11 protein-coding genes and 1 pseudogene are annotated in these 11,384 nt (G+C 67.5%); 7 read left to right on the top strand and 5 right to left on the bottom strand.

The annotated features are described in order from the left end of the window. Positions 1 to 95: 95 nt before the first annotated feature. On the bottom strand, positions 96 to 776 hold the full coding sequence (gene nth, locus WA965_RS08925) for an endonuclease III (RefSeq protein ID WP_526303171.1): 681 nt from the start codon (positions 774 to 776) through the stop codon (positions 96 to 98). Positions 777 to 1,070: 294 nt separating this feature from the next. On the opposite strand from nth, the gene WA965_RS08930 reads away from it, so the two are divergent. Further along, the gene (locus WA965_RS08930; protein ID WP_526303170.1) at positions 1,071 to 1,364 is read left to right on the top strand and encodes a hypothetical protein; all 294 of its coding nucleotides are present in this window, start codon (positions 1,071 to 1,073) and stop codon (positions 1,362 to 1,364) included. Positions 1,365 to 1,467: 103 nt separating this feature from the next. Continuing rightward, entirely contained in the window at positions 1,468 to 2,142 is a 675-nt protein-coding gene (crp, locus tag WA965_RS08935) for a cAMP-activated global transcriptional regulator CRP (protein ID WP_003931718.1), read from the top strand. Positions 2,143 to 2,159: 17 nt separating this feature from the next. Here the strand turns inward: crp and WA965_RS08940 are convergent, their stop codons facing one another. From WA965_RS08940 to sp36, 3 genes are read right to left on the bottom strand one after another with little or no spacing between them, the layout of a single operon-like run. After that, complete coding sequence (locus WA965_RS08940) at positions 2,160 to 2,966, bottom strand: MBL fold metallo-hydrolase (RefSeq protein WP_526303168.1); 807 nt, start codon at positions 2,964 to 2,966, stop codon at positions 2,160 to 2,162. A gap of 19 nt (positions 2,967 to 2,985) precedes the next feature. After that, positions 2,986 to 3,444: a RidA family protein gene (locus WA965_RS08945; RefSeq protein WP_526303167.1), complete on the bottom strand. Its 459-nt coding sequence runs from the start codon at positions 3,442 to 3,444 to the stop codon at positions 2,986 to 2,988. Next, positions 3,441 to 3,602, bottom strand: a complete 162-nt coding sequence (sp36, locus tag WA965_RS08950) for a Sp36 family protein (RefSeq protein WP_014817956.1) — start codon at positions 3,600 to 3,602, stop codon at positions 3,441 to 3,443. The genes WA965_RS08945 and sp36 overlap by 4 nt, the downstream gene beginning before the upstream one ends. A gap of 45 nt (positions 3,603 to 3,647) precedes the next feature. On the opposite strand from sp36, the gene bagA reads away from it, so the two are divergent. Both bagA and bagB read left to right on the top strand, forming a co-directional pair. Next, a complete protein-coding gene (bagA, locus tag WA965_RS08955; RefSeq protein WP_526303169.1) occupies positions 3,648 to 4,691 on the top strand; it encodes an ATPase BagA in 1,044 nt (347 codons plus the stop codon). A gap of 16 nt (positions 4,692 to 4,707) precedes the next feature. After that, on the top strand, positions 4,708 to 5,838 hold the full coding sequence (gene bagB / locus WA965_RS08960; protein ID WP_526303166.1) for an ATPase BagB: 1,131 nt from the start codon (positions 4,708 to 4,710) through the stop codon (positions 5,836 to 5,838). Between the two features lie 22 nt (positions 5,839 to 5,860). On the opposite strand, the gene WA965_RS08965 is transcribed toward bagB, so the two are convergent. Continuing rightward, a complete protein-coding gene (locus WA965_RS08965) occupies positions 5,861 to 6,217 on the bottom strand; it encodes a WhiB family transcriptional regulator (RefSeq protein ID WP_526303165.1) in 357 nt (118 codons plus the stop codon). A 301-nt stretch (positions 6,218 to 6,518) separates the two neighbouring features. On the opposite strand from WA965_RS08965, the gene ponA2 reads away from it, so the two are divergent. The 3 genes and pseudogenes from ponA2 to cds1 form a co-directional block, all read left to right on the top strand. Beyond that, entirely contained in the window at positions 6,519 to 8,975 is a 2,457-nt protein-coding gene (gene ponA2, locus WA965_RS08970; RefSeq protein ID WP_526303164.1) for a transglycosylase/D,D-transpeptidase PonA2, read from the top strand. Positions 8,976 to 9,036: 61 nt separating this feature from the next. Continuing rightward, the gene (locus WA965_RS08975; protein WP_526303163.1) at positions 9,037 to 10,011 is read left to right on the top strand and encodes a metallophosphoesterase; all 975 of its coding nucleotides are present in this window, start codon (positions 9,037 to 9,039) and stop codon (positions 10,009 to 10,011) included. Then, positions 10,008 to 11,105, top strand: a pseudogene (gene cds1, locus WA965_RS08980) (L-cysteine desulfhydrase Cds1); the annotation flags it as partial. The gene WA965_RS08975 and the pseudogene cds1, both read left to right, overlap by 4 nt. Between the last annotated feature and the right edge of the window lie 279 nt (positions 11,106 to 11,384).

Here is an 11,384-nt window from a genome sequence, read left to right on the forward strand (position 1 = left end):
GCTCCGACCAGAGCGCAGCGCTCAGCGCGACGACGACCACCAACGCCACGATGCTCCAGCGGGCCGACGCGCTCATCAGGACGGGTTTCAGGCGCCTAGAGCCCGGCGAGCGCGAGCAGGTGCTCGGTCTCGGGGCCCTTGACCAGGGGTGCGGCCACCAGCGGGTCGGTGGGACCTTCGCCGAAGGACGGACAGTCCTTGGCCAGCACGCAGACGCCGCACGCGGGCTTGCGGGCGTGGCACACCCGCCGGCCGTGGAAGATCACCCGGTGGCTGAGCAGCGTCCACTCACTGCGCTCGATGAGTTCGCCGACGGCGTGCTCGACTTTGACCGGATCCTCCAGGCTGGTCCAGCGCCAGCGACGGACCAGCCTGCCGAAATGAGTGTCGACGGTGATGCCCGGAACGTCGAAGGCGTTGCCGAGGATGACGTTGGCCGTCTTGCGGCCGACTCCGGGAAGCGTGACGAGTTCGTCGAGCGTCTTGGGGACCTCACCGTCGAACCGGGCCACCAACTCCTCGCCGAGCCGGATCAGAGAGTTGGCCTTGTTGCGGAAGAAGCCCGTGGGCCGGATCAGCTCCTCGAGTTCGGCACGGTCCGCCTGCGCATAGTCGAGCGCGGTGCGGTACCTCGCGAACAGCGCGGGGGTGGTCAGGTTGACGCGCTTGTCGGTGCTCTGTGCCGACAGGATCGTCGCGACCGCGAGTTCGAGCGGGTCGGTGAAGTCGAGCTCGCAGTACACATGTGGAAATGCCTGCGCCAGAGTGCGGTTCATCCGGCGGGCACGCCGGACGAGACCCAGCCGGGTTTCGTCGTCCCACTTGGTGCCCGACGTGCGCGCCGGCGCGCGCCGGACCGGTTTCCCACCGCCGGATCCCTGCGCCGACGCCTGACCCACAGTCACCACCCCAGCCTACTGAGAAGGAACGACGCGCTACTGAGAAGGTGCGACGCGCCGAGGATCGGATCGGTTCTTAACGACGGCTATTCGTGATCCTGCCGAGACCTTGGCCGTGTTTACTTCAGCCTTGTGTCGTGGTTGCTCGTTGCGCTGATCCCGGGGTTGCTGATGCTCGCGACCTTCGGGCTCGAGCGCGTCGAATCGAGCCTCGCCGGAGACACCCTCTCGGCGACCGACGTCGCCGAGTTCCTCGACCAAGCCGAGGCAGGCGACGTCGACACCCTTGCGCGGGACGGGATGGGACGCGCGCTGCACAGCCTTCATCAGCGGCTCGGCGAGCGGGACTCGGCGACCGGCGGGCTCGTCGAGCACATCCCCGCGCCAGGTTTGCCGACACGCCAGTACTTCCATCACCACCCGAATACTGAGTTTCAGCAGACCCGGCACGCCAATCCTGTGTAGCGTGGGCAGGTCACGAAAAGGCATACCTCTAGACTGATCTCACGATCCAACTCGAGGCCGGCTCGTGCCTGTCTGATCACCTAACAGCTACAAGAGGGGCAACGTGGACGAGATCCTGGCCAGGGCCGGAATCTTCCAGGGGGTGGAACCCAGCGCCGTTTCTGCGCTGACCAAACAGCTACAGCCAGTGGACTTTCCCCGCGGGCACACGGTGTTCGCCGAGGGCGAGCCCGGGGACCGGCTGTACATCATCATCTCCGGGAAGGTGAAGATCGGCCGTCGCTCACCCGACGGTCGCGAGAACCTCCTCACGATCATGGGCCCGTCCGACATGTTCGGTGAGCTCTCGATCTTCGACCCGGGACCCCGGACCTCGAGCGCCACCACCATCACCGAGGTGCGCGCCGTGTCCATGGACCGCGAGGCGCTACGGGCGTGGATCGCCGACCGCCCCGAGATCGCCGAGCAGCTGCTGCGGGTGCTCGCCCGCCGGTTGCGGCGAACCAACAACAACCTCGCCGACCTCATCTTCACCGACGTCCCCGGTCGCGTCGCCAAGCAGCTGTTGCAGCTCGCGCAGCGTTTCGGCACGCAGGAGGGCGGCGCGTTGCGCGTCACGCACGACCTGACGCAGGAAGAGATCGCGCAGTTGGTCGGAGCGTCCCGCGAGACGGTCAACAAGGCTCTCGCCGACTTCGCCCACCGCGGTTGGATCCGCCTGGAGGGCAAGAGCGTGCTGATCTCGGATTCCGAGCGTCTGGCCCGCCGGGCCCGCTGACCTCTGCGCCGGCAGTCTCAGCGGCGCAGGTAGTCCAACTGGGCTTGGACGCTCCATTCGGCTGCGTCCCAGAGCTTTTCGTCGACGTCGGTGTAGACGTGCTCGACCACCTCGCGAGAGCTGGCGCCGTCGCCGAGATCACGCAGCGCGCCGCGCACCTGGTCGAGTCGCTCCTCGCGATGCGCCAGATACGTCTCGCTGATCGCCACCATGTCGTCGAGTTCGGGGCCGTGCCCGGGGAGCACCGTCCAGTGCCCCAGGCCCCGGAGCCGGCGCAGCGATTCGAGGTAGTCACCGAGATCGCCGTCCTCGTTGTCGATGACTGTCGTGCCGCGACCGAGGATGGTGTCTGCGGTCAGCACAGCACCCGTCCCGTCATTGCGCCGGACGCCGTCGACGAGGAAGGACACCGAGTCCGCGGTATGACCGGGGGTCGCCATCACGGTGATGCGCACACCGGCCGCGTCGATCACCTCACCGTCGGCGAGTGGTCCGCCCAGGCCGCGGAGGAACCCGCTGCCCACCGACCGGACCACAGCCCCTGTCATGTCCACGATCCGGTCGATACCACCGGTGTGGTCGGTGTGACGGTGGCTGATCAGCACCAGCGGTATCGGTCCGAGCGCGGCGAGGCGCTCGATGTGCTCGTCGTCCTCATCGGGACCCGGGTCGACGACCACCATCTCGTCGCTGCCCGGTCCGCGAAGGACCCAGGTGTTGGTGCCTTCGAGCGTCATCAACCCCGGGTTGTCACACAGCAGCACCGACGCGGTCTCGGTGACCGGTCGGAGCACCCCGTAGGCGGGGTGCTCGAGAGGGGTCACGCGACCCCTCGCCGACCGGTCACGCCACCTCGAAGATCACTTCGACCTCTACCGGCGCGTTCAGCGGCAGTTCGGACACCCCGACCGCAGATCGGGCGTGCGCGCCGGCCTCTCCGAACACGTCGCCGAACAACTCGGACGCGCCGTTGATCACACCGGGCTGGCCGCCGAAGCCGGGCGCGGAGGCCACGAAGCCGACGACTTTGACCACGCGCACCACCGAGTCGATACCCGTCAGCGAGGCGATGGCGGCGAGGGCGTTCAACGCGCACTGGCGGGCCAGCGCCTTGGCCTCGTCGGCGGACACCTCGGACCCGACCTTGCCGGCCATCGGCAGCTTTCCGTCGGTCATCGGCAGCTGGCCGGCGGTGTAGACGAGGTTCCCGGTGCGCACGGCGGGCACGTAGGCCGCCACCGGCGCGACGACCGGCGGAATCGTGATGCTCAGCTCGGCGAGCCGGGCCGACCATCCGCTCATTTCGGGCGCTTGAGGTAGGCGACGTGCTGCTCCCCGGTCGGACCGGGCAGGACCGAGACCAGCTCCCAGCCGTCCTCACCCCACTGGTCCAGGATCTGTTTGGTGGCGTGTGTCAGTAGTGGGACGGTCGCGTACTCCCAGCGGGTCGGTTCGCTCATGCGGCTGAGCTTATCCGGCGACCGACACGCTATGGCTAGCATGCACTGGTGGCTACCACATCAACCGGCACAGCGGACGGTTCCAAGCCGGTCGGCTGGCCGGCCCGCCTGAACAAGGCGCGACTTCACTTCGTCACCGGCAAAGGCGGCACCGGGAAATCGACGATCGCCGCCTCGCTCGCCCTGGCGCTGGCCGCGGGTGGCCGCAAGGTGCTTCTGGTGGAAGTCGAAGGCCGCCAAGGTATTGCGCAGCTCTTCGACGTGCCGCCGCTGCCCTACGAGGAGGTCAAGATCGCGACCGCCGAGGGCGGCGGTCAGGTCAACGCGCTGGCCATCGACACCGAGGCGGCGTTCCTCGAGTACCTGGACATGTTCTACAACCTGGGGCTGGCCGGGCGGGCGATGCGCCGCATCGGCGCCGTGGAGTTCGCGACGACGATCGCTCCCGGGCTCCGTGACGTGCTGCTCACGGGCAAGATCAAGGAGATCGTGACGCGGACGAAGGCCGACGCGAAGGCCAAGCAGAGCGTTTACGACGCCGTGGTGGTCGACGCGCCGCCGACCGGGCGCATCGCCCGCTTCCTCGACGTCACCAAGGCGGTCTCCGACCTCGCCAAGGGCGGACCGGTGCACTCCCAGGCCGAGGGCGTGGTCAAACTTCTGCACTCCGACCTGACCACGATCCATCTGGTGACGCTGCTGGAGTCGTTACCGATCCAAGAGACGATCGAGGCGATCGGCGAGCTCCGGCAGATGGAACTGCCGATCGGCAGCGTGATCGTCAACCGGAACATCCCGGCGTTCCTGTCCCCTGAAGACCTCGCGAAAGCAGCCGAGGGTGACATCGACGCCGATGCGGTGCGAGCCGGGCTGAGCAGTGTCGGAGTCACGCTGTCCGACACCGATTTCGCCGGCCTGCTCACCGAGACGATCCAGCACGCGACACGTGTCGCGGCCCGGACCGAGAGCGCCGAACAACTCGTCGAGATCGATGTCGCGCGCCTCGAGTTGCCCGCCCTGACCGACGGGGTCGACCTGGGCAGCCTGTACGAACTGGCCGAAGCGCTCGCCCAGCAGGGCGTGCGGTAACCGGAGGATGGTCCCGATGAGTCACACACCGCCCGCCCTGGACATGGCCTCGGTCCTACGGGACAGATCGAACCGGGTGGTCGTCTGCTGCGGTGCGGGCGGTGTCGGCAAGACCACGACCGCCGCCGCGATGGCGCTGCGCGCCGCCGAGTACGGTCGCACGGTCGTCGTGCTCACCATCGACCCCGCCAAGCGACTCGCCCAGGCTCTGGGGATCAGGGATCTCGGCAACAACCCGCAGCGCGTGCCGTTGGCTCCGGAGGTGACCGGCGAACTGCACGCGATGATGCTGGACATGCGCCGCACCTTCGACGAGATGGTGGTGCAGTACTCCGGATCCGGCACCGCGGACGCCATCCTGGACAACCAGTTCTATCAGACGGTGGCCACCTCACTCGCCGGCACGCAGGAGTACATGGCCATGGAGAAGCTGGGTCAGCTTCTGGCAGAAGACAAATGGGACCTGATCGTGGTGGACACCCCGCCCTCGCGCAATGCGCTGGACTTCCTGGATGCGCCGAAGCGATTGGGCAGCTTCATGGACAGCAGGTTGTGGCGATTGCTGCTGGCCCCCGGTCGCGGCATCGGCCGCCTGGTCACCGGCGCGGTCGGGTTGGCGATGAAGGGCATGTCGACGATCCTGGGTTCGCAGATGCTCTCCGACGCGGCCGGGTTCGTCCAGTCCCTCGATGCCACCTTCGGTGGCTTCCGGGAGAAGGCCGACCGCACCTACGAACTGCTCAAGCGCCGCGGCACCCAGTTCGTCGTCGTATCGGCGGCTGAGCCCGATGCGCTGCGGGAGGCGTCCTTCTTCGTCGACCGGTTGTCGACCGAACACATGCCGCTGGCTGGATTGATCCTCAACCGCACACATCCCACGCTGTGCACGCTGCAACCCGACAAGGCCGCCGAAGCGGCAGAAGAGTTGGCGAAAACCGAACCCGGTTCCCTGGCGGTGGCCGCACTGCAGATCCACGCCGACCGCGCGTCGACTGCCAAACGGGAGGTTCGGTTGCTCTCGCGATTCACCGGAGCAAACCCGCATGTCGCCATCGTCGGGGTGCCGTCGCTACCTTTTGACGTGTCAGACCTCGAGGCATTGAGGGCGATCGCCGACCAGATCACCGGCGATACGTCCGCGGCGTAGAACGAATCAGCCGCAGGTCAGGTCAGCCCGCAGTGCGGTGCTTGCGCTGTGCGGAGAAGAACTCGGACCAGGAGACCACTTCGGGGTGCTGCTTGAGCAGCGCCCGGCGCTGACGCTCGGTCATTCCACCCCAGACGCCGAACTCCACCCGATTGTCCAGCGCGTCGGCACCACACTCGGCGATCACCGGGCAGTGCCTGCAGATCACGGCGGCTTTGCGCTGAGCGGCGCCGCGGACGAACAACTCGTCCGGATCCGCCTGGCGACACCGGGCCTGCGAAACCCAGGCAATACGCGCTTCCGCCTCCGCGCCCTGCACAATGGAGGAGGCTGTCGGATTGATGGTGGCCGTGCGAGCGGCGGGCTGATTACCTGACACCTGCGTTCCCCTTCGTTGTGGCCGCGCCCCGACAACGCAGACATCTATCTACATCGGCGTCAATCACAAAGTGCGATCTACGCCACACTGCGAGTGTCAGGTGTGACCTGTATCGCACTGTGTGCTCAACTTAGGTGGTCAGGACCGTTCTGCGCAATACGTTCGTGACCACTTTTTTGGGACGACCGTGCCGTCAGGCCGGTACAGTGCCGGACCTCGGCGTTTGACAGGGGCTGCCGGGAGTTCCCCTGGGGCTGCCGCGTGGATTCCGGGACTCCGAGTCGTCGCTACTCTGTAACCCATGCCGGAGGACGCCCCGACTCGACCGCCCGTTGCGGTCACGATCATCAAGCTCGCCTGGTGCTGTCTGTTGGCCAGCGTGGTGGCCGCCGCGCTGATGTTCCCGGCCGTCGGCGGGTTCGGGCTGGTGTCCAACCGTGCCTCCGATGTGGTTGCCAACGGTTCGGCGCAACTGGTCGAGGGCGAGGTTCCCCAGGTGTCGACGATGGTCGATGCCAGAGGGAACACCATCGCGTGGCTGTACAGCCAGCGCCGGTTCGAGGTGCCCAGCGATCAGATCGCCAACACGATGAAATTGGCGATCGTCTCGATCGAGGACAAGAGGTTCGCCGATCACAACGGCGTGGACTGGCAGGGAACTCTGACCGGTCTCTCGGGATACCTGTCCGGCAACCTCGACACGCGCGGCGGTTCGACCATCGAGCAGCAGTACGTGAAGAACTACCAGCTGCTCGTCGTCGCCCAGACCGACGCCGAGCGGCGGGCGGCGATCGAGACCACCCCGGCCCGCAAGCTGCGGGAGATCCGGATGGCGCTGACGCTGGACAAGACGTTCACCAAGCCGGAGATCCTGACGCGCTACCTCAACCTGGTGTCGTTCGGCAACGGCGCGTTCGGGGTCCAGGATGCCGCGCAGACCTACTTCGGCGTCAACGCCTCCGAGTTGAACTGGCAGCAGGCCGCACTGCTGGCCGGCATGGTTCAGTCGACGAGCACGCTGAACCCCTACACCAACCCCGACGGCGCCCTGGCGCGGCGGAACGTGGTGCTGGACACCATGATCGAGAACCTGCCCGAGTACGCCGACGAGCTGCGCGAGGCCAGCCAGCAGCCACTGGGCGTCCTGCCGCAGCCCCAAGAGCTGCCCCGCGGTTGCATCGCCGCAGGCGACCGCGCGTTCTTCTGCGACTACGCGCTGGACTACCTGGCGCGCGCGGGGATCAGCAAGGATCAGGTCGCCAAGGGCGGCTACCTGATCAGGACCACGCTGGACCCCGACGTGCAGGCCACGGTGAAGTCGGCGATCAACGAGTACGCCGACCCCGATCTCAACGGTGTCGCCAGCGTGATGAGCGTGATCCGCCCCGGCAAGGAATCCCACCCGGTGCTCGCCATGGCCAGCAACCGCACCTACGGCCTGAACCTCGATGCGGGCGAGACCATGCAGCCGCAGCCGTTCACACTGGCCGGCAACGGAGCGGGCTCGGTGTTCAAGGTCTTCACGACCGCGGCCGCCATGGAGATGGGGATGGGCATCAACGCCCAACTGGACGCTCCGTCGCGATTCGAAGCCAAGGGGCTGGGCAGCGGCGGTGCGCGCGGCTGCCCGCCGGCGACGTGGTGTGTGCAGAACGCCGGCAACTACCGGGGTTCGATGAACATCACCGACGCGCTCGCGACGTCGCCGAACACCGCATTCGCCAAGTTGATCGCCCAGGTCGGGGTGCAGCGCACCGTGGACATGGCAGTCCGGCTCGGGCTGCGGTCCTACGCGCTGCCGGGTACCGCCCGCGACTACGACCCGGAGAGCAACGAAAGCCTCGCCGACTTCGTCAAACGGCAGAACCTGGGTTCGTTCACGCTGGGACCGATCGAGGTGAACGCACTGGAGCTGTCCAACGTGGCGGCGACGCTGGCCTCCGGCGGCACGTGGTGTCCGCCCAACCCCATCGAGCAGGTTGTCGACCGCAACGGTGAAGAGGTAGCGGTCACCACCGAGACCTGTGAGCAGGCCGTTCCGGAGGGCCTAGCCAATACTCTGTCCGTGGCGATGAGCGAGGACGACAGGGGCGCGGGCACTGCGGCTTCCGCCGCCGGTTCGGCCGGTTGGAGCCTGCCGATGTCGGGCAAGACGGGAACCACCGAAGCCAACAGGTCGTCGGCGTTCCTGGGGTTCACCAATCAGCTCGCCGCGGCCAGCTACATCTACGACGACTCCACCAACCCGAGCGAGCTGTGCTCGTTCCCGCTGCGCCAGTGCGGCAGTGGGAATCTGTTCGGCGGCAATGAACCCGCCCGAACGTGGTTCACCGCGATGATGCCGATCGCCACCAACTTCGGCGAGGTCACCCTGCCGCCGACCGATCCGCGCTACGTCGACGGCGCCCCCGGGTCCCGGGTGCCCAGCGTCGCCGGCATGAATCAGGACACCGCGCGGCAGCGTCTGCGGGACGCCGGCTTCACCGTCGCTGATCAGGCCACACCGGTGAACAGCGGATCGTCGTACGGAACCGTCGTGGGGACGTCCCCGAGCGGCCAGACGGTGCCGGGCTCGATCGTCACGATCCAGATCTCCAACGGGATCGCGCCTGCGCCGCCGCCACCGCCGCCCGGTGCGCCGCCCGGCCTGCCGCCACCTCCGGTGGGGCAGACGGTTATCGAGATACCGGGCCTGCCACCGATCACGGTGCCGGTCCTCGGTCCACCACCGCCGCCCCCGCCCCCGCCGCCCGGGTGATCTGAGGGCCCGGCCGGGCCGACGACGGGTCGCGTGGGACCGGTGGCAGTAAGCTGCGTACATGGCAGCTGCGCTCTCTGGCTCATCCGGCACGGTCCTGAAGACCACCGCCGCCGCCTCCGTCGGCACCCTCGTCGCGGGGATCGGTTACGCCTCGCTGATCGAGCGAAACGCGTTTGTCGTCCGTGAGGCCACCATGCCGGTGCTCTCGCCGGGATCCTCGCCGCTGAAGGTGCTGCACATCAGCGACATCCACATGCGGCCGTCCCAGCGTCGTAAGCAGGCGTGGCTTCGTGAGCTGGCCGGCTGGAATCCCGACTTCGTCGTCAACACCGGCGACAACCTGTCCCACCAGCGGGCGGTCCCCGCAGTGGTGCAGGCCCTCGGCGATCTGCTGTCGGTTCCCGGTGTGTTCGTCTTCGGCAGCAATGACTACTTCGCTCCGAAGCTGAAGAACCCCGCCAACTATCTGATCAAGCCGAGCCACCGGATCCACGGGGAGCCGCTGCCGTGGCAGGACCTGCGCGCAGCGTTCACCGAGCGCGGCTGGCTGGACATGACACATACCCGGCGCGACCTGGAGGTTGCGGGCCTGCACATCGCCGCGGCAGGCGTGGACGACCCGCACCTGAAGCGGGACCGCTATGACACCGTCGCCGGGCCCGCGAACGCCGCCGCGAACCTGACGCTGGGCCTGACGCATTCGCCGGAGCCCCGCGTGCTGGACCGTTTCGCCGCCGACGGCTATCAGCTCGTGATGGCAGGTCACACTCACGGCGGCCAGCTGTGTGTGCCGTTCTACGGCGCGATCGTCACCAACTGCGAACTCGACCGGTCGCGCGCCAAGGGCCCGTCCCAGTGGGGCGCACACACCCAGCTGCACGTGTCGGCAGGCATCGGCACCTCGCCCTTCGCTCCGCTGCGGTTCTGCTGCCGCCCGGAGGCGACCATGCTTACGTTGATCGCCGCCCCCACCGGTGGCTCGGATGCCAAGACGCGGGCGGGACAATCGCATCCGGCCGTATCGGCGCGGTGAGCGCGTCGGCCTCATCTGCCTGTTGCCAGTCCCGTGCGTGGGTGGACAGTGCGGTACGACTGATCGAGGCCGACGCCAGGCGCAGCGCTGACACCCACCTGCTGCGTTATCCCCTCCCTACGAGCTGGTCCACCGACGTCGACCTCGCGCTGTATCTCAAGGACGAGACCACCCACATCACCGGCAGCCTCAAACATCGGCTGGCACGATCGCTGTTCCTCTACGGGCTGTGCAACGGCTGGATCGACCAGAACACCACCGTCATCGAGGCGTCATCGGGCTCCACGGCGGTCTCGGAGGCGTACTTCGCGGCGCTGCTGGGGTTGCCGTTCATCGCGGTGATGCCGGCGTCGACGAGTGCCACGAAGATTGCACTGATCGAATCTCAAGGCGGCCGTTGCCATTTCGTCGACGAGTCGACACAGATGTATGCCGAGGCGCAGCGGCTGGCCGCCGAGACCGGCGGGCACTACCTCGACCAGTTCACCAATGCCGAACGCGCCACCGACTGGCGCGGCAACAACAACATCGCCGAGTCGATCTTCGAGCAGTTGGGCGAGGAGACGCATCCGGTGCCGGAGTGGATCGTGGTGGGTGCGGGCACCGGCGGGACGAGCGCCACGATCGGTCGCTACATCCGGTACCGCTGCCACCCCACCCGGTTGTGTGTCGTGGATCCGGAGAACTCCGCGTTCTTCCCTTCGTACGCGAGCGGCGACGCCGACGTCGTGACCGGGGTGTCGTCCCGCATCGAAGGCATCGGGCGACCCCGGGTCGAGCCGTCGTTCTTACCGCATGTCGTGGACCGGATGCTGTCGGTGCCCGACGCTGCGTCGGTGGCCGCCGCCCATCACGTCAGCCGAGTGCTCGGCCGTCGTGTCGGGCCGTCGACGGGAACGAACCTCTGGGGTGCGTTCGAACTGCTGGCCGAGATGGCGGCCGAGGGCCGCAGCGGCTCGGTGGTCACTCTTCTCGCCGACAGCGGCGACCGGTACGCCGACACCTACTTCTGTGACGAATGGCTGACCAGCCACGGGCTCGACCCGTCCGCGTCGGCCGACGTGCTGGCCGAGTTCGAACGATCGGGACGGTGGCCTCGGTCGTCGGCGCCGCGCGACAGCGGCCCGTCGGACGTCAGAAACAACCACAGCGCTGCAAACGCGAAGAAGCCCAGGTAGATCGATGCGCCTAACCCCGTCATCGGATGCCTCGTTTCGTTCGGTTCTGTCTCTCAGTGTGCATAACGCCACCGACAACCCGGATCCGTCCCTCGGCGTGTCGCACCGGCGATAGGCGTTTGGCTTGAACCCTGCGCAGTGCGATACGCTGTCGTGGCTTCACGCGGGGTGTGGCGCAGCTTGGTAGCGTGCTTC

This window comes from Mycobacterium sp. (genome assembly GCF_049683935.1).
GTDB lineage: Bacteria > Actinomycetota > Actinomycetes > Mycobacteriales > Mycobacteriaceae > Mycobacterium.

Excerpts from the sequence above, each read along its gene's own strand:
- bagB (WP_526303166.1), top strand. The coding sequence starts at position 4,708 with ATGAGTCACACACCGCCCGCCCTGGACATGGCCTCGGTCCTACGGGAC.
- nth (WP_526303171.1), bottom strand. The coding sequence starts at position 776 with ATGAACCGCACTCTGGCGCAGGCATTTCCACATGTGTACTGCGAGCTC.
- ponA2 (WP_526303164.1), top strand. The coding sequence starts at position 6,519 with ATGCCGGAGGACGCCCCGACTCGACCGCCCGTTGCGGTCACGATCATC.
- WA965_RS08930 (WP_526303170.1), top strand. The coding sequence starts at position 1,071 with ATGCTCGCGACCTTCGGGCTCGAGCGCGTCGAATCGAGCCTCGCCGGA.
- WA965_RS08945 (WP_526303167.1), bottom strand. The coding sequence starts at position 3,444 with ATGAGCGGATGGTCGGCCCGGCTCGCCGAGCTGAGCATCACGATTCCG.
- sp36 (WP_014817956.1), bottom strand. The coding sequence starts at position 3,602 with ATGAGCGAACCGACCCGCTGGGAGTACGCGACCGTCCCACTACTGACA.
- WA965_RS08975 (WP_526303163.1), top strand. The coding sequence starts at position 9,037 with ATGGCAGCTGCGCTCTCTGGCTCATCCGGCACGGTCCTGAAGACCACC.